Source organism: Pelosinus baikalensis (assembly GCF_020819555.1).
Taxonomy (GTDB): Bacteria; Bacillota; Negativicutes; order DSM-13327; family DSM-13327; genus Pelosinus; species Pelosinus baikalensis.
The window spans coordinates 64934-85932 of sequence record NZ_JAJHJB010000015.1; the positions used below are offsets into that span (position 1 = coordinate 64934).

Annotated in this window: 23 protein-coding genes and 1 pseudogene; 1 reads left to right on the plus strand and 23 read right to left on the minus strand. The window is 39.9% G+C overall.

Annotated elements, in window-relative coordinates:
• Positions 1 to 53 precede the first annotated feature (53 nt).
• The 21 genes and pseudogenes from rimI to hydE all read right to left on the minus strand — a co-directional run bounded on the left by rimI (position 54) and on the right by hydE (position 18141).
• A complete protein-coding gene (gene rimI / locus LMF89_RS12165; protein ID WP_007957827.1) occupies positions 54 to 500 on the minus strand; it encodes a ribosomal protein S18-alanine N-acetyltransferase in 447 nt (148 codons plus the stop codon).
• Entirely contained in the window at positions 497 to 1204 is a 708-nt protein-coding gene (gene tsaB / locus LMF89_RS12170; RefSeq protein ID WP_229535311.1) for a tRNA (adenosine(37)-N6)-threonylcarbamoyltransferase complex dimerization subunit type 1 TsaB, read from the minus strand. The genes rimI and tsaB overlap by 4 nt, the downstream gene beginning before the upstream one ends.
• The gene (gene tsaE / locus LMF89_RS12175) at positions 1186 to 1677 is read right to left on the minus strand and encodes a tRNA (adenosine(37)-N6)-threonylcarbamoyltransferase complex ATPase subunit type 1 TsaE (protein WP_229535312.1); all 492 of its coding nucleotides are present in this window, start codon (positions 1675 to 1677) and stop codon (positions 1186 to 1188) included. The genes tsaB and tsaE overlap by 19 nt, the downstream gene beginning before the upstream one ends.
• Positions 1678 to 1705: 28 nt before the next feature.
• Positions 1706 to 2704 carry a thiamine-phosphate kinase gene (gene thiL, locus LMF89_RS12180; protein ID WP_229535313.1) on the minus strand — a complete coding sequence of 333 codons (999 nt, stop codon included), beginning with the start codon at positions 2702 to 2704 and terminating at the stop codon, positions 1706 to 1708.
• A 188-nt stretch (positions 2705 to 2892) separates the two neighbouring features.
• Positions 2893 to 3474 carry a GerMN domain-containing protein gene (locus LMF89_RS12185; protein WP_229535314.1) on the minus strand — a complete coding sequence of 194 codons (582 nt, stop codon included), beginning with the start codon at positions 3472 to 3474 and terminating at the stop codon, positions 2893 to 2895.
• Positions 3474 to 4628: an N-acetylmuramoyl-L-alanine amidase family protein gene (locus LMF89_RS12190; RefSeq protein WP_229535315.1), complete on the minus strand. Its 1155-nt coding sequence runs from the start codon at positions 4626 to 4628 to the stop codon at positions 3474 to 3476. Before LMF89_RS12190 ends, LMF89_RS12185 begins: the two co-directional genes overlap by 1 nt.
• Positions 4629 to 4881: 253 nt before the next feature.
• A complete protein-coding gene (locus LMF89_RS12195) occupies positions 4882 to 5844 on the minus strand; it encodes a sugar ABC transporter substrate-binding protein (protein ID WP_229535316.1) in 963 nt (320 codons plus the stop codon).
• Positions 5845 to 6137: 293 nt separating this feature from the next.
• Positions 6138 to 7133 (minus strand): ABC transporter permease, encoded by a 996-nt coding sequence (locus tag LMF89_RS12200; RefSeq protein WP_229535317.1) that lies wholly within the window; start codon positions 7131 to 7133, stop codon positions 6138 to 6140.
• The gene (locus LMF89_RS12205) at positions 7123 to 8634 is read right to left on the minus strand and encodes a sugar ABC transporter ATP-binding protein (RefSeq protein ID WP_229535318.1); all 1512 of its coding nucleotides are present in this window, start codon (positions 8632 to 8634) and stop codon (positions 7123 to 7125) included. Before LMF89_RS12205 ends, LMF89_RS12200 begins: the two co-directional genes overlap by 11 nt.
• Positions 8635 to 8651: 17 nt before the next feature.
• Positions 8652 to 9047: a D-ribose pyranase gene (rbsD, locus tag LMF89_RS12210; RefSeq protein WP_229535319.1), complete on the minus strand. Its 396-nt coding sequence runs from the start codon at positions 9045 to 9047 to the stop codon at positions 8652 to 8654.
• The gene (rbsK, locus tag LMF89_RS12215) at positions 9044 to 9976 is read right to left on the minus strand and encodes a ribokinase (protein ID WP_229535320.1); all 933 of its coding nucleotides are present in this window, start codon (positions 9974 to 9976) and stop codon (positions 9044 to 9046) included. The genes rbsD and rbsK overlap by 4 nt, the downstream gene beginning before the upstream one ends.
• Positions 9973 to 11013, minus strand: a complete 1041-nt coding sequence (locus LMF89_RS12220; protein WP_229535321.1) for a LacI family DNA-binding transcriptional regulator — start codon at positions 11011 to 11013, stop codon at positions 9973 to 9975. The genes rbsK and LMF89_RS12220 overlap by 4 nt, the downstream gene beginning before the upstream one ends.
• Before the next feature lie 172 nt (positions 11014 to 11185).
• On the minus strand, positions 11186 to 11413 hold the full coding sequence (locus LMF89_RS12225; protein WP_229535322.1) for a DUF3006 domain-containing protein: 228 nt from the start codon (positions 11411 to 11413) through the stop codon (positions 11186 to 11188).
• 4 nt (positions 11414 to 11417) lie between these two features.
• Positions 11418 to 12290 (minus strand): ComEC/Rec2 family competence protein, encoded by an 873-nt coding sequence (locus LMF89_RS12230; RefSeq protein WP_369412592.1) that lies wholly within the window; start codon positions 12288 to 12290, stop codon positions 11418 to 11420.
• Between the two features lie 140 nt (positions 12291 to 12430).
• Positions 12431 to 12781 carry a type II toxin-antitoxin system PemK/MazF family toxin gene (locus tag LMF89_RS12235; RefSeq protein WP_007932142.1) on the minus strand — a complete coding sequence of 117 codons (351 nt, stop codon included), beginning with the start codon at positions 12779 to 12781 and terminating at the stop codon, positions 12431 to 12433.
• 3 nt (positions 12782 to 12784) lie between these two features.
• The gene (locus tag LMF89_RS12240) at positions 12785 to 13057 is read right to left on the minus strand and encodes a CopG family ribbon-helix-helix protein (protein WP_017531357.1); all 273 of its coding nucleotides are present in this window, start codon (positions 13055 to 13057) and stop codon (positions 12785 to 12787) included.
• A gap of 300 nt (positions 13058 to 13357) precedes the next feature.
• Positions 13358 to 14911: an NAD(P)H-hydrate dehydratase gene (locus tag LMF89_RS12245; protein ID WP_229535324.1), complete on the minus strand. Its 1554-nt coding sequence runs from the start codon at positions 14909 to 14911 to the stop codon at positions 13358 to 13360.
• A 1-nt stretch (position 14912) separates the two neighbouring features.
• Positions 14913 to 15290, minus strand: a complete 378-nt coding sequence (gene acpS, locus LMF89_RS12250) for a holo-ACP synthase (protein WP_229535325.1) — start codon at positions 15288 to 15290, stop codon at positions 14913 to 14915.
• A 139-nt stretch (positions 15291 to 15429) separates the two neighbouring features.
• Positions 15430 to 16188, minus strand: coding sequence for a flagellar motor protein MotB (gene motB, locus LMF89_RS12255; protein WP_229535326.1), 759 nt, complete (start codon positions 16186 to 16188; stop codon positions 15430 to 15432).
• Positions 16188 to 16972: pseudogene (gene motA / locus LMF89_RS12260) on the minus strand (flagellar motor stator protein MotA). Before motA ends, motB begins: the two are co-directional and overlap by 1 nt.
• A gap of 86 nt (positions 16973 to 17058) precedes the next feature.
• On the minus strand, positions 17059 to 18141 hold the full coding sequence (hydE, locus tag LMF89_RS12265) for a [FeFe] hydrogenase H-cluster radical SAM maturase HydE (RefSeq protein ID WP_229535327.1): 1083 nt from the start codon (positions 18139 to 18141) through the stop codon (positions 17059 to 17061).
• Between the two features lie 546 nt (positions 18142 to 18687).
• Between hydE and LMF89_RS12270 the strand changes: the two genes are divergently transcribed.
• Positions 18688 to 19257 (plus strand): xanthine phosphoribosyltransferase, encoded by a 570-nt coding sequence (locus LMF89_RS12270; RefSeq protein WP_229535328.1) that lies wholly within the window; start codon positions 18688 to 18690, stop codon positions 19255 to 19257.
• Between the two features lie 89 nt (positions 19258 to 19346).
• On the opposite strand, the gene LMF89_RS12275 is transcribed toward LMF89_RS12270, so the two are convergent.
• A complete protein-coding gene (locus LMF89_RS12275) occupies positions 19347 to 19631 on the minus strand; it encodes a ferredoxin family protein (RefSeq protein ID WP_229535329.1) in 285 nt (94 codons plus the stop codon).
• The gene (locus tag LMF89_RS12280) at positions 19628 to 20998 is read right to left on the minus strand and encodes an FAD-dependent oxidoreductase (protein WP_229535330.1); all 1371 of its coding nucleotides are present in this window, start codon (positions 20996 to 20998) and stop codon (positions 19628 to 19630) included. The genes LMF89_RS12275 and LMF89_RS12280 overlap by 4 nt, the downstream gene beginning before the upstream one ends.
• Position 20999 lies beyond the last annotated feature (1 nt).

Sequence of the window (20999 nt, forward strand, 5' to 3'; positions counted from 1 at the left end):
TCATCAATCACCCTATAAGCCACGAAAGTGGCTCTTTTTTTATCGAAATTTCCTTATAACTTCTCGCACCACATAATGAGTGCATCTTCTTTGGTATCCGTATAATAATTACGCCGTCTTCCTTGGGAAGTAAAACCAAATTTACTATATAGACCTTGAGCAACCGTATTAGAAGCTCGCACCTCCAAGGTCATTCTAACCGCTCCCCTATTCTTCGCATGTTCAAGAAGAGCGGACATTAATCTTTCGCCTAGTCTTTTCCCTCTATATGTAGGTAAAATCGCTACATTCGTAACATGTGCTTCATCTACAATGAGCCACATACCTGCATAGCCAATGATTTTACCAGCCTCTACCATCACCAGATAGTAGGACAATTCATTGTTCATTTCATTGACAAATCCCTCGCGAGACCAGGGAGTCGTAAAGGATTGCTGCTCTACTGCAAGAACACCATCAATATCAAGCGTATTCATACGCCGTACCATCATTACGGTCATTTGTCGACTCCATGACGACACTCCCACAAAACCTCAGCTTCTGAACGTCTAATATATAAAGGTTCTAAACCCATTACATCATGTCGCACTCCTTGTTTGATCAGTTTGTATCCTAAACCGGCAACACTACTGGCTCGCTGGATAACCACATGAGGTGCAGCAAGTATTAGATTTTTTCCAATCTGTTCTATTTTGTCACGATACATGACCGCAGATTCTCCCATTACTACTACAGGTCTTTCCTGCTGGCTCAAACTCTCTAAAGCAGCGGTAACCTCTGTCACAATCGCTGGCTGTATCTCTTTTAATTCTCCCTGATGCCATTCAAATAAGGCCTGATAGACATTTCCCTTTTGTGCATCCAGCATAGGAGCCAGAATCACTCCGGGAACCGGACAGCCGTAAGCCATGGCTGCCAGAGTAGGTACGCCAACCACAGGAATCTGTAAAGCATAGGCTAAGGTTTTAGCCGTAGATAAACCAATTCTAAGACCTGTAAACGAGCCAGGTCCAATACTGACAGCTACCCCCTTAAGATCCGCTTTAGCCACCTGAGCCATATCCATTAGTTTAGCAATATGAGGCATTAATAATTCAGAATGTGTTTTTTTTGTTTGTAATGTAATCTCAGCCAATAGGTTGTCCACAGTTGCTAAAGCAACACTGGACACCAATGTAGCTGTATCTATCGCAAGAATTGGCATGTCTGTTTCAGCTCCTCACAAAGTTGTTCATAAGTAGCTCCAAGTGCCCGTACTTGCAAGACTCTTTCCTCTACGCTACCTTCATTATTCTCATAGTTCGAACGTATCTCAATCCATAAATATTCAGCAGGAAGCTCCTCAGGGAACTTGTCTGCCCACTCAATGATCGAAAGCCCATCCGCTTCCGTATATTCATAAAAACCAATATCAAATAATTCCCCAGCATTTTCTAATCGGTATAAATCAAAATGATATACAGGAAAACGCCCTTCATATACATTTAAAATGGTGAAAGTGGGACTATGTACGCTTTCTGCTATGCCCAATCCTTCTGCTAACCCCTGTACCAATAAGGTTTTTCCAGCCCCTAGATCTCCAACCAAACATACTACCTTCCCTGCAGATAGCACCTTAGCTAAACGTTTGCCAAACGCAGATGTTTCCTCAGGGGAAGTTGTTTTAAATTCCAGCATACGAAAAAATTCCTCCTAATTACCTAGCCTACTGGCGAAAATGATTATACCCTTTAGGTTCTAGCAGTGACTCTGCTCCATCTTCATCCACCAATAGCACACCATGTCTTTCCTCAATCACTTCACCAATAACCGTCAGCTTAGTACCAAGATCAGCTTGGGATAACAGTGAAAATTGCTGCGGTGGAATCGTAAAGACCAATTGATAATCTTCACCACCATATAATGCGTACTCTAGACCATCTTTCCCCAAAGCACGGGCTGCAGCACATACTTCTGCCGACAAGGGAATCATCTCAGCATAGATTCGCATCCCTACATGACTCGCCCTAGCAATCTCATTGGCTTCACTTGCCAAACCATCACTAATATCATTCATACTTGTTGAACCAGAAGACGCAATCATCGCTCCTGCTGTAACTTGCGGTCTTGGTGTTACATGTCTTGTCACTAAAGGCTGAAAGAATCCATGCTCCGTCCATTTTCCCTGCTGCAAGAGCTCTAATCCACATCCCGAGTCACCTAATGCACCCGTTACAACCACTAAGTCTCCTACACCAGCTCCCGAACGCCGCTGGAGCTTCTTTGGATCTACTTCACCCATTGCCGTTACATTAATCACCAATCCATTAGGACTCGAAACGGTATCCCCACCGACTATATTAACACCAAACTCATGGCAAATTTCTTTCATACCCTCATATAAGGATACAACAAAGTCTACAGACAAATAGCTAGGCAAAGCGATAGATATAACAACATGGGTTGGCTGTCCTCCCATTGCTGCAATATCACTTAGGTTTACTGCAATCGATTTATACCCTAACTGCCAGGCACTGGTAGTAGATAGATCAAAGTGGACCATTTCTACCAGCATATCAGTAGTAACCAATTGCAAGTGGTGAGGGGCTGGTATCAGAGCTGCTGCATCATCCCCAATTCCAATCACTACATTTTCCTTGTTATGAATCGTATCGACCTTTATCAGATCAATTAAAGCAAACTCTCCCAATTTTTTAATTTCCATCTTACACCTACCTAACCGCCAAACAGTATAAATGTATTAAAATTCTGTTTTACAAGTTTGAAATCCTGCATATGCAACAATCTTATAAAAAATATTTTTTATTACCATTTGCCTTATTATTCACCGTATCGATCTGCTAAAATACATAAAAGCAGCAATCTGACTTTAGATTGCTGCTTTTAGAAGTATTATTTACTTTTTTTAATTATTTTCTCAGATCGGCTTAAAGGTTCTCCGATATCCATATGACCTGATATCGTATCAATCTTTTTACCCTCTACCAGAATTTGCACTTTTTGTATATCATGAAACTCTGTTAACGTATTGACAATGGCACCTACCAGCAATATTTCTAAGGCAGAACCACCCTTATTATTCTTCACTAAACTATCATTAAAATCAACATAGGCAATATGATCCTTGACCAAAATATTCCGCAACTTAGTTCCTGCCGGAAATACAGCGACTAAATCAGGGTTCTTGGTTCCTGCTATTAATAACTCCATAGCAGTTTGCGCTGGATGACTATTCTTTGGAACCACATATTTCTCACTTATTAAATTCGCTGCATCTTTTGTTGCAAAATATACTGTCATGGTCATCGTATCTTGCCCTGGATTCACTGTTTTGCCTGGCTCTATTCCTGTTTGGGAATTTTCATTTTGCACATTCGGCACTGTTGGCGACTGAGGAGCAGCCGTATCGCAGCCACCCAGGATCATGGATAGCATGAGCAACATGCTTATTAAAGCGATTCTTTTACCAAACACTATAAGCCACCTCCCTTTCTAGCGGCTTGAGCAAAAAAGTCATCCAATCCCTGCACAATCCCTTGCGCCAGTTTCTGCTGGAATTGTGGAGTACTCAACAATTTTTCTTCATCAGGATTAGAAATAAAACCTAACTCAGCCAAAACAGAAGGCATTTTGGTTTTTTTGATTACATAAAATCCTGCGGCATTAATTCCACGATCTTGCAGTCCCCCGGTTTTAACCAAGTTATCTTGAATACAATTTGCCAACAAGATATCATAATTACTCTTCTGATAATAATAAGTAGCTGTACCGCCTACACTGGGACTAGTGAAGGCATTAATATGCAGGCTGACAAATACGTCTGCCTTATTGTTATTTGCCCCCAAAGTTCTAGCATTTAATTCATCAACGGCACTAGCATTCGGTCCAAAGACATCTACATCTGTCTTTCTGGTCATTAATACTTTAGCGCCTGCCTTTTCTAGTAAAGCCTGTACCTTTTGTGCTACTGCCAAAGTCACAGTCTTTTCCTGCAATTTGTTAGGACCAATGGCGCCTGGGTCACTGCCACCATGCCCAGGGTCAATAGCAATCACTTTATTCCTTAAACCAGCAGTAAAATTATACTCGACCTTAGGTACGACTTGATTCACGTCAATTACCACACGAAAGGTTTTATTATTAATTGCGTCACTTTTCAAAGTAAACACTTTGTAATCACTATCCTCAATCATAGTAGATAGGTCTACTATGACTTGACTGTTGGTATTATCTTTTTTGATAAATCGAACCTTGTCCGCAATTTTACCATCTAAGTCTACTAAATTATTAACATTTCCCACTGCTGCACCGTTAATATCAATGACTAACTGAGAGCCGTTTGCCCCATCCAGCTTGCTGCTAACTCTCACGGCATCCTTGGTATCAATTACTAAGCGTAATTTACTAGTCCCTTCCACAGCATCTTTATGTACTAACCACCGAACATTGATTAACTGATTGTTACCAGAAAGTTTTGTCTGCGATAGCGCTGTTGCTTTCAGTGAAGTTATAGCTGCCGCTGGTTTAGCCCCTGGCCTATTATCATTTAACGCCGCCATACCAACCTGAGGCACCAAAAATAGCATCAAGAATAGCAGACTTAAGAAAGCAGAACGAAATCGACGCAATTTATAACACCTCCGTTTGTCACCACAAGTTTATTATTTTTATAGGCAAATCAATCTATCATACATAATATTTCAAAAAAATGCATATGATGATATATTGTTTTACAATTCGTGCCTACTGACAAAAATCCTGCAGGACTTTCGGGTATAAGGATAAAAAATCAAGAAAAAATCCACTTTGTGATTTTAAAGAGGACCTAGCTGCAACAAACCACAGCTACGGCCCTCTTTTTGACACAGGCATATTCTATTTTTATTTCGTGATATTTTCCAATTTAACCATATACTCCATAGGCACCTCTTTCTTATTGATCAAGTCAACGGCATATTTTACACCATAGTAACCTTGATCATCAGGTTTTTGATCCACAGTTGATGCCATTTTCCCTTCTTTAATGTATACTTTCGCTTGGTCTAAAGCATCATACGCTGTTACTATTATTTTCCCAGATTTACCAACGCCATCAATGGCTTGAATGGCACCGAAAGCCATCATATCATTGGCACAAAATACCCCATTGAGATCTGGATTTGCCTGCAGAATGTTTGTCATTACATTGAGACCTTCTTCTGTCTTCCAATTTGCAGATTGAGAAGCGACGATTTGAATATCTTTGTATTCAGCAAATGCTTTTTTAGCTCCATTCTTTCTTCCCTCTGCATTATCGACTCCTTGAATACCTTCTATGATAGCCACTTTCCCTTTCCCTTTCCCTTTCAGTTGCTCAGCCAAATATTTACCTGCAAGATAACCACCATCAAGATTACTGGCGCCAACATACGGAATGGGTTTAAGTCCAGCCGCTTTCGCTGCATCTGCATCAATACGATTATCAATATTAATAATTGGAATTCCTGCATCCTGCGCCTTTTTCAGAACAGGCACTATTTCTTTTGAACCGCCTGGAGCAATACATATTGCATCTACTTTTGTCGCAATCATATTCTCTACAATGGCAATTTGCTGTTCGATTGAAGTTTCTTCTTGACCTACCTGAACTTCCAATTTCACACCTAATTCTTTCCCAGCCTTTTGAGCGCCTTTCTCCATACTGATAAAAAACGGATTACTTAATGTTTTCATAACAAAGCCAATTTTTAATTCTTTTTTGTCCGCCTTCGCAGCAGGTTTATCGCTGCCAGAACTGCCGCATCCAGTTACTAAAGATGCCATTAAACCTACTCCCACCAGAATCGCTAATGTTTTTTTGTACATAAGTTGATTCTCCCCCTCTTTTTAAACTCGCTGTGCTACCTGTTCTTGCAAGCAGTAAAGGACTCTTTTGCCGCTTACGATTCTTTTGAATCTCAAGACGAATTCGCTATAAATATTCTCACCTTCATAAGAAAGGCTGAGGGCGCCTTAGTCTGATGATTCAAGCTCGACTAGGCTAAAATGACGCTAAGCATCATTCTAGTCCTAGCCCTTGGTGTATATAACAACCTTACGAAAGAAATGCAATAAGATTGTTTACCAACAAGGTCTACACAAATTAAGCTTATATGTTGTCATTGATATGGCTTTGTCGCCCCCACTGCTTCGATTGGTCGATTCAGTCCCTTGGCTGCACTGCTGTCTTTTTTTGATCTTCTGTATTGATCAAAAAACACAGCACTAACAATAACGGCACCAATTACAATTTGCTGCAAAAAAGGCGAAACATTCAGAAGATTTAAGCCATTGCGCAGCATCCCAATCAGAATCGCTCCCATAAGCGTACCGCCAATAGATCCCTCACCGCCATTTAAACTGGTACCACCAATGATAACGGCAGCAATGGCATCTAGCTCATAGCCGATTCCTGCAATAGGCTGGGCAGCATTCAAACGACCTGTCAAAATAACGGCACCAATACCGCATGTTATGCCGCAAATGATATAGGCCCATGTTTCTACAGACTTCACATTAATTCCCGATAAACGAGCAGCTTCTTTATTTCCTCCAATAGCGTAAATGTGACGACCAAATTTAGTATAATTTAAAATAAAGATCGCAATCATTACAACAACAAGAGCATAAATGACAGGAATCGGAATACTCATCAGGTTTCCTGCGCTTATAAAACGAAATTCACTAGGAAACATATGTATAGTCTGCCCGTTTGTAATAAATAAGGCGGCTCCTCTTGCCACACTCATCATACCAAGGGTTGCAATGAATGCTGGAATTTTAAGTTTGGCAATTAATATTCCATTCATAAAGCCTAATAAAGCACCGACTAGAATTCCACTCAGTATCGGTATGCCAATACCAATATCTAAATGTAACGTTAAGCCGATTATTACACTGGAAAATGCCGTCAGCGGTCCTACGGATAAATCAATACCAGAGGTGAGGATAACAAAGGTCATGCCGACGGCAATAATCGTTGAAATCGAAACTTGCAGCAAAATATTGAGTAGATTGGCAATATCCAAGAAATGAGGACTGCTAACGGACAAAAATACAAACAATGCGACAATTGCAATTCCGATTCCGAATCGATCTGCAATTTTATGAAACATTTCCAACGCCCCCTAACATCAATGGCATAATTCCCTCCTGGGTAATCGTACCATCATTTTCAAATTCACCAGCAATCCTTCCCTGATTCATTACAATAACCCGATTACTGACTCTAATAATTTCAGGTAAATCGGAAGACACCATAATAATGCTCTTGCCTAACTGAGCTAATCTATTCATCAATTTATAAATTTCAGCCTTTGCTCCTACATCGATCCCCCGAGTCGGCTCATCAAAAATCAATATTTGACAATCCGTCAAAAGCCACTTTCCGATAATCACCTTTTGCTGATTTCCCCCGCTTAAAAACTTCACCAACTTATGAATAGAATTGGTAGCTACATTTAAAGCTTGTACGCTATTCTTTGCCTCCAACTGTTCTTTCTTGCGACTAAGGAAAAAGCCATTGCACACTCTGGGCAAATTTGCCATGGTAATGTTTTGATCAATCCCCATGCTAAGTACTAACCCATCTCTCTTCCGATCTTCACTGAGATAGCCAATACCATGACCAATCGCCTGTATTGGAGAGTGAATTTCCACCTGGGCTCCCTGAAGCAATATCCTGCCCGCATCCATTTTTTCTGCACCAAAGAGCAGCCTCATCAGCTCACTCCTGCCAGCACCAACCAAACCTGCAAATCCCAAAATTTCACCTCTTCTTAAAATAAAGCTGGCGTTTTGTACAACATTACCCCAGCTAATATTTTTCACTTCCAGCAAGACCTCACCAATATGATCCCTGACTGGTTTATCCATTTTTTCTAATGTCCGTCCCACCATCATCGTAATCAGTTGATCGATTGTCACATCTTTCATATTAACAGTTCCTATATCTTGACCATCTCGCATGACAGTGATGCGATCTACAATTTCACTAAGTTCCTGCAGTCGATGAGAAATGTAAATAATCGCCACGCCTTGGCCTTTCAGCTTGCGAATGATCCGAAACAATTCATGGGTATCCTTGTCACTAATCGAGGAAGTTGGCTCATCCATGATAATAATTTGACGTTTTTTTACTAATGACCGGGCAATTTCTACCATCTGCTGCTGGGCTGTACTCATTTCCTTAACCAGTCCTTTGGGATTGATATCGATATTCATTTCACGAAAGATTTCTTCTGCCTGCTTTTCCATTTTTTCTTTATCAACTATATAGAAGGGAGATTTAACAATTTCTTCTCCCAAAAAAATATTTTCTGCCACGCTCATTCCTGGGATTAAACTCATTTCCTGATAAATAGTGCTAATGCCAAGATCACGAGAAATGTGAGCATTTTTAATGTCTACTTCTTTACCGTACAATAGAACTGTACCGCTGTCTTTTTGATGGGCGCCACTCATAATCTTAATCAAGGTCGATTTACCTGCGCCATTTTCTCCTAATAAACAATGAACTTCTCCTTTACGGAGTTCAAAGTTAATATGATTTAAAGCCTGCACTCCAGGAAAAGCCTTATTAATATCCTGCATGCGTAAAATAACTTCATTGTCCATACCGTAATCACCCCCAGTTAAAAGTTGACACCTGAATTTAGTATAATGTTGGCGTAAGGGGTACACTCACCAGTGCGAATCACAGCAACTGCCTTCTGATTCATTTCCTTAAACTCTTCGTGACTACATCGATGAATAGGCACAGCTCCTAACAGTTCCTTCACACCCTCATACATCTTTGGGCTGACGGTTTCCATCTCATTGGCTATCACCACACTCTCCACCTCTAGTTCTTGCAATATTACACAGAGCGTTTCTAAAAATCCTGGAATACCAGGAGTCAAGGCTATATCAATCCGTCGTATTCCTTGCGGTATTGGCAAACCACAGTCTCCAATGACTAGCTGATCTTTGTGTCCCATACCAGCAATGACTTCACTGATCCCTTGATTTAATACTCCAATTTTCTTCATTGCTGTCCCTCCTCCTGTTTACGAATAAATTCGTCTACTTCGTCTCGCCAAGGCAATGATGGCTGGGCTCCAGGTCTCGTCACTGCTATAGCCGCTACAGCTGCTGCAAATTTTGCACTTTCCAGCACTGTTTTCCCCTCCGCTAAGGCAGTGGCTAGTGCGCCGACATACGCATCTCCAGCAGCAGTCGTATCTACTGCGTCTACCTTATAGGGGAGTATCTGCTGCTTCTGCTCTACGGTACAGCATAAAGCCCCTTTACTGCCTAATGTAATAATGACGGCTGCTGCGCCCCTATCTAATAGAACTTGTGCCGCTTCATCTTCTGCGCCAGCTTCGCCGCCCGTAAGCACCGATGCTTCTGTCTCATTGGGAATCAGAATATCGATCATCGATAAGAGTCCCTCTGAAATTAGGCGCGCTGGTGCAGGATTCAAAATTGTAGTCCACCCTTTCCCCTTGGCGGTCCTAATTGTATATTCCACGATTGTTTCTGGTATTTCATTCTGTACAAGAAGAATTCCAGGCACTTCTGCCGCTTCCAATGCTGAATCTATGTCTTGCTGACAACATGCGTAATTAGCTCCAGGCACTACCACGATGGAATTGGCTCCCCTTTGATCCACTGTAATTAATGCTGTACCAGTAGAAGTTTCAGCTAAAGATATATAGGAAGTACCTACCCCGCTTTGTGAAAGACTGCATCGTAGCCTTTCACCAAATTCATCCCGCCCGACAGCTCCTACCATTGTTACCTTCGATCCCAATTTAGCCGCGGTCACCGCTTGGTTCCCGCCCTTGCCGCCTGGAAAGGTTGTAAACGTTTTCCCGAAAATAGTTTCACCCTTTTGGGGCAGCTCAGCAACGGTTACCACTAAATCCATATTTAGGCTGCCCACAACCAGTATTGGTTTTGTCAACATGCTCATTTTGATTCCTCCAAGCCACCTGAAGATTGACGAATCATCAGTTCAGGTACAAATATCTTTTCATACGGACTGCTTCGTTCACCTGTAATATGCTCTACCAAAAGCTTTATCGCATATTGTCCCATCTCATATACAGGCTGCCGAATCGTAGTTAATAACGGCTTATACCATGTCGCCAACCGTATATCATCAAAACCAACAACGGCTACATCCTCTGGTACCCGAATGCCATATTGGTTCAAACCTTCAATTGCACCGATGGCCATGATATCGTTAGATGCAAAAATAGCATCGAATTGGTGGCGACTCAATAACAGATTCTCCACTGCAGCATAACCACTCTCATAGGTAAAAGCACCAATAAACGCCAACTTCTTGTCATACTGAATGTTATAGCTAAGAAGAGCATCTTGGTAACCACTTGCCCGATCAGCTCCTGAAGAAAGTTTTGGCGATCCGCTAATAAAGGCAATCCGCCGCTTACCTCTTTCAATTAAATGCTTGGTAGCCATAAAGGCCCCTAAGCGATTATCCGTACTAACACCACTGGCCTTCATTCCCTCTACTCTCCGATCCAGCAAAACAACAGGGATGCCTAATGAATCTAACAACGCAATATTTTTTTTGTTGTCAACACTTTCAGTAAATGCTATGCCATCCACACGTTTACTATACAAAAACTGGATGTATTTTTTTTCTTCTTCTGTTTTTCCATCGGTATTACACAAGATAACAGCATAATTATGTATTTTAGCCGCATCTTGAACCCCCCTCACCAACGCAGGGAAAAAAGGATTTTCGATATCCGGAATAATAAGACCAATGCTACGAGATTCTTTTATCTTTAACGCTCTTGCCACATCATTTGGCTGATATTGCAATTCTTTGGTTGCTAGCAAAACACGCTCTGCTAACAATGGTGAGACTCCGCCTTTTCCATTCAAGATTCGCGACACTGTTGCAATTGAAACTTCAGCTTTTTTCGCGACATCTTTAATTGTTACATTTCTAAAGTTTTCTTTATCATATGCCATCATAAACTCCTAACCAGTTATCCTTGTAAACGTTTACTTAACCTTTCTACCTGAAACAATAAAATTCCTGCTTATTTTTTAATAATTTATAGAATATTTAGATTTATGAAACTATTCTCCTGGCAGACTAATAATACTTATAAATTTTGATGCTGCAAAAAAATCAGGAAAGCTTTTAGCCTTCCTGATTTCTTTCCATTATTTCTTTTAATAATCGCTCTGCTTCTGCTTTGGCTGCTATCGTTGCCTCATGATCGACTTGCAGCACCATGGTTATGACATCCCCTTCTTGGGCTTCACTTGGCAAACTCTCTCGGGGCCATATGACTTGCACTTCTTCATCGTCTAACAATAATACTGCTTTATCCCCTTCAAAACGATCAATTACAGCTAAAACCTTCATACTGTTATTTCTCCTTTGTTATGGTATAGGTTTTACCATCACTATTGATTGTCACCGTACCATCTGTATCGGTACGATATACTTTTGCTTTAGCCTCACCGTATTTTTTCAATGTAGAAGGATGAGGATGATGATAATCATTATTCGCACCTAACGAGATAATAGCAGCTTCAGGAGCTACGGCTTTTAAGAAAGAAACTGACGAAGATGTATTGCTGCCGTGGTGGCCAGCTTTTAAAATCGTACTTTTCAGTTCTGTTTTATACTTTTTCAACATACGCTCTTCTGATTCCTTCTCTGCATCGCCTGTTAGTAGCATCGAAAAATCATGATACATCAATTTTGCTACAATGGAATTGTTGTTTAGTTCTGAGTCTTTTATAAAAGGTTTCTCTGGTGCCAAAATTTTTAGTTTTATATCATTTACGATAACAATTTCCGTACCGGCAGTAAGAACTGAAAACGGTATCTTCTTACTTTGTACTAAGGATAAATATTTACGGTACAATGCCGTAGTCGTCGTTTGTCCGCTGTCATAAATTTGATTTACTTTAAAATTCTCTAGAATACTCGACATTCCCCCTAAGTGATCGGCATGAGGATGAGTAATAATCACTTTATCGATCGTTGTAATTCCTTCTTTTTTTATGTACGCTGCTAATTTGTCTTTCGTGCCAGTATCTCCTGTATCAACCAATACAGTTTGTCCTGCCGCTCGAATTAAAATAGCATCTCCTTGCCCAATATCTAACACCTTTACAGTAAGAGGAGAATTTGTCTGTCCTTGACTGACATTTGCCTCTCTGTCTTTAACACATCCTGCTGCTACCAGCATAGCAAGGGTTACCAGAAGTACCCCAAACCACTTACGTCCCATCATTTTACCTCCTAAAATAGTACCACTTCATTGCAAACATGAGAACGTCTATCTCTCATAACTAAAAAGACTTGGTTTACACCAAGCCTTAGCTGCATGCCGAAATTTTAAAAGAACTATATCCTTATATGATACAAAAATTATACCTCAACCAACCCTAAACTCACTTTAATTGATTCATCAACCATAGACATAATATCTTCACTCAAATGAGAAACCTTTTCTTTTAAACGACGCTTATCAATGGTGCGCAGTTGTTCTAATAGAATCACAGAATCTTTTTCCAAATTCGATTGTTTCGAGTTGATTTCCACATGAGTCGGCAGCTTAGCCTTCGAAATCTGCGAAGTAATGGCTACTACGATAATGGTCGGACTATATTTATTACCAACATCATTTTGGATGACCAAAACGGGACGATGCCCTCCTTGTTCCGAACCCACTACCGGACTTAAATTGGCATAATAAATATCTCCACGTTTTACGACCATCTTTTATTCACGCTCCGCCAGTAGGGTAGGCATTTCAAATAGATCTGCATCAGCTAGCAAGCCTTCCTCTGCTAATGTCAGATTAATCCCAGCCATCTCCTGATATCCCTTACGCATTTTATCATATATTTCCTTACGTCTACGCTCTTCAATACACAGTCGCATGGCATCACGCACAAATTGACTACGGCTTAATTTTTCAATTGCAATAATACCATCTACTTCTTGAAGCAAGCTATTCGGGATACTAATCATAATACGCCTCAATTCTGCCACGCCTTCACCCCCGCCAGTTAACACAACATTCATATAGATAGATTATAGTTTCTTTATATACAAATGTCAATTTTTTTATACACGATTTTATCATTTGGCGAATGATGACCGGCTGCGCACATATTTAAATAACCAAAGACTTGACTCAAATGGAGTATTAACTCCATTTGGATCGTAGTCACACTTATCCACCGAAATTAGCCGCTCTAACTGCTGCTTATCGAAAATGGGAGTCTTGAGCGACTTGTCATTGAATAACCCCACTATCATAAGTATGCATGAAACAAGAGGAATTTATGCCTAATCATTTTCTTGAATACCAAATATTGCTGCTGGCAATGCCTTAATGATATCACTTGCGATCATACCAATCATTCCATTTCTGGCGACAATATCTCCAGCTAAGCCGTGAATATATACACCAGCCAATGCTGCTTCATGACTTGACAAGCCTTGGCCGACAAATCCTGCAATGATTCCAGTTAGCACATCACCAGCACCGCCAGTTGCCATACCAGCATTACCACTACTATTAATATATACCTCACCATCTGGAAATGCGACTACTGTACGTGCTCCTTTTAAAATAATAATACTTCCCCACTCAATCGCCGCCTGACGAGTAATATATATGCGATCTTGATTGACCTCTTCGGCAGTTAAACCGACAAGCCGCGCCATCTCTCCAGGGTGCGGCGTTAGTATCGGTACAGACTTAGCCTCGGTTAATAAAGAAGTATGGTCAATCAGTGCATATAAGGCATCTGCATCAATCACTAAAGGCCTTTCAATTGTCGTAATCACACGGCGCACAAGTGACATGGTTTCTTCATGGCGGCCCAATCCAGGACCAATCACCACTACATCACTGTGCAAGGAAAGTCTTTGAAGTTCAGAAAAAGACTCTTCTCCTAAAGCACCAGGACTCACCTCAGCTAAAGGACTGGTCATGACTTCCGTTACTTTCATTTCCATGATATCATGCAAGCTTTCAGCAATACCTAAATTTACCGTACCTGCACCAGAGCGCATAGCGGCACTTGCTGACAGGGCAGCAGCACCTGTTAATCCTCTAGAACCTGCCACTACGAATACTTTGCCGCAACTCCCTTTATGGGCATCAGGCTGTCTTTTGCCAAGCATGTTTGTCACGTCGCCGCTGGTAATAAGATTTTGCTGAATTGCAATATTTTGTACCAGTAATCTAGGTACACCAATATCAGCCACGTACAGTTCACCAACATAAAGAGCACCAGGGTATAACAAAAGTCCCTGCTTAGGCAGAGCAAACGTAATGGTATAATTTGCTTTTACCGCTACACTCTGAATCTGACCTGTATCGCCATCAACACCTGTTGGTACATCTACGGCAATAATAACCTTATTCATTTTATTCATACATTCTACAACCTGGACCATATGATCCCTAAGTTTACCAGTAAAGCCTGTACCTAGCAGCGCATCTACCAGGCAGTCCGTAAAGGTCATAGCAATTTTTACTTTATCCCAGTCGTGCTGATTTATCACTTCTAAAATATCAATTCCCATATTGGTAATGATTTGTAAATTCGTTAACGCATCACCAACTACAGCCGTTTTACTGCCGATTAAAAAAACTTTGACTTTCGCCCCTTGGTTATGAAGATGCCTAGCAACTACATAGCCATCACCGCCATTATTTCCAGTACCAGCAAATACAGAAATCTTTTTATTATGTAAATTTCCTAGTATACTCTCAATTTGCCCTGCTACTTCTACGCCAGCATTCTCCATGAGAACAATACCAGGAATACCATATTCTTCGATTGCTGCCCTTTCTATATCTTTCATTTCAGCAACGGTTACTACTTTCATACTATTTTCCTCCCCATAAAATGACCTGGGCAGCGGCATATTCTCGTGCATGTGTCAATGATATATATGTCATACTAACCCCCATACTTTTAGCTAAAGCGCCAAATTGTCCACTTAAATTCACATGCGGGCAACCTTTATCATCAAGAATAATTTCAATATCCTTAAGTCTTCCACCTGCCATTCCTGTGCCAAAGGCTTTCATGACTGCTTCCTTACCAGCAAATCGTGCTGCATAAGAAGACGCTTTTTGTATACCTCGACTTTCACAATATTGCTGTTCCTGCAGGGTGAATACTTTGTCTATAAAAGATTGGCGCATAATAGCATCTTTTATACGATTGATTTCAATAATGTCAATTCCAGTACCAATAATCACAGATTTCACTCCATATTACCTTTTACTATCATTCATTGTACCAGCATTAACTGTCTTTTGCCAATAGATACGGGCAAAATACAAGAAATGAATATAGAAAAGAAAGACTTAGCCTAGGCTAAGTCTTTCTTTTCTATATTCATTTCCTAAAGTTTCTCATAATGAGTACTTCGACTCGTCGGTTCTTAGCTCGCCCATCAATTGTATCATTCGCCTCAAGTGGACGATATTGCCCATATCCAATAGCACTAAAGCGCTCAGGCTGTAAACTTTTTTCACTAGATAAGATAAATTTCATAAAGTTAATCGCCCGCTTGGAGCTAAGCTCCCAATTAGACGGAAACTCCGAAGTATTAATCGGTATACTATCAGTATGCCCTGAGATAACAATTTTCTGGGTTAAAGGAACCAATACTTTGGCTATTTCCTCACCAACACGCAAGGATTCAGGACGCAAATCCGCATGTCCTGATGTAAATAAGGCAGAATCTTTAATACGAATCATTAGCCCATCTTCTGTAAGTGTTGTATTTAAATCACCAGTTAATTTATTCTCTTGAATATAATGGTCAATCTGCTTTTTTAATTCAGAAAGTTGAACGGTCTCTTGCAGCTGCTCCTGGCCCATAGTACCTTCGGCGGCCTGCTGGTTAGGTATTGCTGAATTCAATTCAGGAGTGATTGCTTGATTATTATCGAAAATCGAAGGACTTCCACTGAAAGCAGTATTAAAAGCATAGGCCATCTGATCAAATTTCTTTTGATCTACTTGAGCTGTAGCAAACAATACAATAAATAACGCTAACAACAAAGTCAATATATCAGCATAAGGAATGAGCCAAGATTCATCCATATGTTCTTCATGATGAGCTTCATGATGTTTCTTCCTTCTAGACATTATGCTTCCTCCGTTTTAGCCTTCATCTGCTCCCTTTCTGTTTGGGAAATAAACACCTTCAGCTTGGCTTCAATTGCAGTAGGAGAATCTCCTGCCTGCAAGGACAATATTCCTTCAACCATCATTTTTCTTACATCAACTTCTTTTTTGGACATGATCTTTAACTTGTTTGCAAAAGGATTCCAGATTACATATCCCGTAAAGATCCCGAGCAAGGTAGCTACAAACGCAGCTGCAATGGAATGTCCCAGAGCATCAATATCATTGAGATTTCCTAATGCAGCAATCAAACCAACTACAGCACCAAGTACCCCCATGTAGGCGCATAGGAACCTGCCTGGGAAAAGATCAGCGCACCAACACGATGACGTTCTTCCATTCCTTGAATCTCAGCTTCTAGCACATCACCCACGAAATCTGGATCAAGTCCATCAATTACCATGCTCAAACCAGTTTTGAGAAAAACATCCGGCACTTCCTCCACACGACTTTCCAGAGCTAGAATACCTTCCCGTCTAGCTGTTTGTGATAATTCCACAAACATCTTTAACATGTCACTTTTTGACATAAATTCAGGTTGTTTAAATAACATTTTAACAAGCGTCGGAAAATTTTTAAGAACTTCCATAGGAAATGCATTTAACAAGCAAGCTGCCGTACCAGCAATAATAATCAAAAATGCCGCTGGATTTATTAACACTACTAAACTTGCACCTTTAAGCACCATCCCTACGCCAACAGCCACAAATCCGAGTCCAATACCAATTATTGTTGATAATTCCACAATTCAGATCCCCCTAAACCTAACGATCAGTATAGTTACTTCTAGTTAGCATATATACTTGTAAAAATAAATCCACAATCTGCCTCTTACATATTTCTTTCTTTTTCTGCATATTCCTGCAAATTATTTGTTAATTTTTTGCTTTGACGAAAGCCAAATTCGGTAGAGATATGTCTGCCAATTCCTTGAATTTTCCCCGTAATACAGCTTACGCAGTGTTTTGGAGTGTCATTAACACAAATTTTACCTGGATATAACATATACATTTTTCGATATTCACCTTCGGTAACATTGGGCATCACTACATTAGCACCGCTTTGCAGAGCAATAATACGTCCATTTTTGTCTAATGTTTCCATAGCCGTAGTAGCTGGAATATTAGCATCAGGCAATAAAAGCCTAGTAATTGCCATCACTTTTATACTTGTGTTAAAAGTCCCCCCTCTCTCTTGTGCCAGCGGAGTATCAGCGTTGGGAATAAAAGGTCCTAACCCAATCATATCAGCATCTAATGATTTAAAAAACAAAATATCATCCGCTAAACATTCCATTGTTTGATTCGGAAGTCCCACTAAACAACCTGTCCCCAGCTCATATCCAAGATCTTTTAAATCTTGTAAACATCGTAATCGATTTTCAAAACTCATGCCTGGATGCAATTCTTTATAGATCCTTGAATTCGTTGTTTCGATTCTAAGTAAATATCGATCTGCGCCAGCTTCTTTATAGAATTGATATTCATCTCTGCTTTTTTCGCCAAGGCTTAGAGTAATGGCTAATCCTAAAGCCTTTATGCTCCTAATGATGTATTGCATATCAGCCACAGTATAAGACTGACTTTCACCAGATTGTAGTACAACCGTCTTATAATTATAGCTTTTGGCCTTATCGGCAAGATCAATAATCGTATCTGGGGTCAATTTATACCGCTTCACCTTAGTATTTTCTTTTCTTAACCCACAATAAAAGCAATTCTGTTGACAAATGTTTGAGAATTCGATTAAACCACGCAAGTGCACTTGATCTCCCACATATTGGCTACGCACTCTATCAGCGGCTAGAAACAATTGTTGATCATATTCATCACATCTCAGCAAATCCACAATCTCTTCTTTCGTTAAAGAATGAGTGGTCTCAGCCTTATTGATTATATCTACTATTTTTGCCACGCTTCTATCCTCCTTACTGTGAAGTTAGCATTTATTTCTTCATTTCCCCTGGCAATCCCTTTTTCATTATAATATAGTAGATATTCATTCGACATAATGCTATTTAATTTTATATAAATTGCTGATGTATGAACCAATTACTACTAACTATAGAATATTCTACTAATAAATGCCTCTATCTAAAGATATAGATTCGATAAAAATACGATTTTATTCAACAAAAAAATTGAAAATACGCTTCTATTGCTTACGTAATACATAAAAAAATCTTCTATCGATTGTTAGACCACCAAAAATGGATAGACTCATTATATTTTCCGGAAAATAAAATGTAAAGAAATCTTTGGTTTGTCCTTATCTTAAATTGACAATAATATTTAGACTGCTAGAATAAATGCACACATTGATATAACGTAAAAAGGCGCTACGCGTCTTTAAAATCTATAAAATAATCGAACCACAAAGACGCAACGGCCACTAAGGATTTTCGTGGCAGCGGCATTCGTACTGTCAAGATCTTTTTATATATTATATTTAGGAGGTTATATGGAATTATTAAAAAAACGGATTCAATCTGACGGACTGGTCCTAAATGATTCATTACTCAAAGTCGATTCTTTCCTAAACCAACAAATTGATCCTGATCTTATGCTGAAAATAGGTGAAGAGTTTGCTCATCGCTTCCAAGGAGAGCAAATTACTAAAATATTGACGATTGAATCCTCTGGAATTGCAGTATCTGTGATGGCAGGTTTAGTGCTTAAGATACCAGTGGTTTTTGCAAGAAAGAAAAAATCGGTTACGATCACTGAAGATGTATATTATACAAAAGTTTATTCCTTTACGAAACAAGAGAGCAATGACATTATTGTTTCAAAGCAATTCCTGCAAAAGGACGATCATGTGTTAATTATTGATGACTTTTTGGCTAATGGAGAGGCTGCTGCCGGTTTGGCTGAGATTGTCCATCAAGCCAATGCAAAGGTTACTGGAATCGGTATTGTTATTGAAAAATCCTTCCAGCCTGGTGCAAAAAAATTAATGGATGCGGGCTACCGAGTGGAATCCTTAGCCCGTATCGCCTCTTTTTCCAACGGACAGGTTATTTTTCTATAACTATTTATTCTATCTAGTCACATACTCACTAAAATAAGGTAGTCCATGAGTCTTGTATATAAGACTCATGGACTACCTTATTTTGCTCTTCACCCTTCTAAAAAAGTAACCCCATACCCGCCTTTCGGATAAGAAAAATCAATATTATCACAAATTAAACGACAACCGCCGCATTCGACACACTGTTTATACAGTATGAGAAGTGATTGTTTTTTTTGTGAATTCTCCCTAAATACACCAGAAGGGCAGAAAGTTAAGCATTGTTTATTTTTGCAATCTCGGCAGATTGTTTGGTCTAAAATGGTAACATGCTGCCACTTCTCATCTGGTTGGTAATGAAGTAATGACAGTCGTTCCTGAAGCTCGTTATTCATCCTTTGACCACCTTTAGTACTTTCCAAATATCGCTGGCCATTTTAAGTAAAGGTTGGATACTGGTTATTTTTTTGAAGATAAATATACGCTTAGCTTTTTTCGGCATAGTATACACTTTGGCAACATGAAAGGCTGTTTGATTTACTATTTTACTATATAAATCAAACAGATAAGGAAGATCTCGTTGTAAGCTAGCGATTTTTGCATTTGCTTTGAGATCTTGCATAATAAAACTTTCATCAAGCAATGTGCGATATAAGGATAATTTCTCTATGGAGAAATCTCTGCTTTTCTTACTTTCATTAGCGGCTTGGGCAGCGAAAAATCCTGACCACATAGCTAAATTTATGCCATGAGTGCCATTCACTAATGATCCAGCATCACCCAGTATCATCAGACCAGGATGGACAAGTTCGGGAACTGCGTGATAGCCGCCTTCGGGGATGACTGCTGCACCATATTCCAATACGGTTCCGCCAAGCAACAGTGGTTTGATCAAAGGGTGCTTTTTTATACGATCCAAGAGGTCATAAGGCCGAATGCCTGAAATTGCAAAATCAGAAATTGCCATACCTACATTAAGATTAATACAATCTTTAAACGTATGTATGGAACTGGTCCCATTGAAGCCAGCTGTGGGATAACCCAATACTCCGATTAAACTGCCATAACCAGGCAGCAAATTGAACCGTTCCTCAATCACTTTTGCAGGTAGAGCAATGGTTTCTTTGACGTAGAGAGCTAAATCTTGGGGCGATACTCTAGGTACAAGACCAGAACGTTGGCCAACCATTGCATTGGCACCATCAGCTAAAATAATGATATTCGCAAAAAACTGACAATTTTGCGGCGGTGATACTCGAACCCCAACAGCTTGATTATTCTCAAATAACACTTCTGTAACATGATGATTAAAGTGAATGTCTACGCCTACAGCCATCCCTTTGTCCACAAGCCATTGGTAAAACAATTTACGTTTTACAGTAATATGATTATAAGGGGCAGCTGCCAAATTCGTGCTTTGAAAGGAAGTTGATAATAGCGAATCTTCCGTCATAAACCAATAGGCCTGCTGCGTTACAATACGTTCGCAGGGACATTCATCCCAGAAATTTGGAAATAGTTTATGAGTATGCTCAGAAATTAATGAGGTACCGCCGCAAACTTTAGCACCTGGAAATGGTCCGCGTTCGAGAAGTAGAACATTAAGACCTTGTTTAGCCATAAAGTAGGCAGCACTAGCTCCAGCTGGCCCTGCTCCTACTACAATGGCATCATATTTTTCCCTGTTGCTGGTATCATAATGAGCATTGTTATATTTTCCGATTTTTCGCGGTTTTTTAGCCTGATACCAATGTTTTAGCATA

Bases quoted from the DNA above. Each gene is read 5' to 3' on its own strand.
- rimI (WP_007957827.1), bottom strand. From the start codon at position 500: ATGACCGTAATGATGGTACGGCGTATGAATACGCTTGATATTGATGGT.
- tsaE (WP_229535312.1), bottom strand. From the start codon at position 1,677: ATGCTGGAATTTAAAACAACTTCCCCTGAGGAAACATCTGCGTTTGGC.
- LMF89_RS12220 (WP_229535321.1), bottom strand. From the start codon at position 11,013: ATGATGGCATATGATAAAGAAAACTTTAGAAATGTAACAATTAAAGAT.
- thiL (WP_229535313.1), bottom strand. From the start codon at position 2,704: ATGGAAATTAAAAAATTGGGAGAGTTTGCTTTAATTGATCTGATAAAG.
- LMF89_RS12275 (WP_229535329.1), bottom strand. From the start codon at position 19,631: ATGAATAACGAGCTTCAGGAACGACTGTCATTACTTCATTACCAACCA.
- LMF89_RS12205 (WP_229535318.1), bottom strand. From the start codon at position 8,634: ATGGACAATGAAGTTATTTTACGCATGCAGGATATTAATAAGGCTTTT.
- LMF89_RS12235 (WP_007932142.1), bottom strand. From the start codon at position 12,781: ATGGTCGTAAAACGTGGAGATATTTATTATGCCAATTTAAGTCCGGTA.
- tsaB (WP_229535311.1), bottom strand. From the start codon at position 1,204: ATGCCAATTCTTGCGATAGATACAGCTACATTGGTGTCCAGTGTTGCT.
- rbsK (WP_229535320.1), bottom strand. From the start codon at position 9,976: ATGAGCATGTTGACAAAACCAATACTGGTTGTGGGCAGCCTAAATATG.
- LMF89_RS12230 (WP_369412592.1), bottom strand. From the start codon at position 12,290: ATGGGACGTAAGTGGTTTGGGGTACTTCTGGTAACCCTTGCTATGCTG.
- LMF89_RS12225 (WP_229535322.1), bottom strand. From the start codon at position 11,413: ATGAAGGTTTTAGCTGTAATTGATCGTTTTGAAGGGGATAAAGCAGTA.
- motB (WP_229535326.1), bottom strand. From the start codon at position 16,188: ATGTCTAGAAGGAAGAAACATCATGAAGCTCATCATGAAGAACATATG.
- LMF89_RS12195 (WP_229535316.1), bottom strand. From the start codon at position 5,844: ATGTACAAAAAAACATTAGCGATTCTGGTGGGAGTAGGTTTAATGGCA.
- rbsD (WP_229535319.1), bottom strand. From the start codon at position 9,047: ATGAAGAAAATTGGAGTATTAAATCAAGGGATCAGTGAAGTCATTGCT.
- LMF89_RS12270 (WP_229535328.1), top strand. From the start codon at position 18,688: ATGGAATTATTAAAAAAACGGATTCAATCTGACGGACTGGTCCTAAAT.
- LMF89_RS12245 (WP_229535324.1), bottom strand. From the start codon at position 14,911: ATGAAAGTAGTAACCGTTGCTGAAATGAAAGATATAGAAAGGGCAGCA.
- LMF89_RS12200 (WP_229535317.1), bottom strand. From the start codon at position 7,133: ATGTTTCATAAAATTGCAGATCGATTCGGAATCGGAATTGCAATTGTC.
- LMF89_RS12280 (WP_229535330.1), bottom strand. From the start codon at position 20,998: ATGCTAAAACATTGGTATCAGGCTAAAAAACCGCGAAAAATCGGAAAA.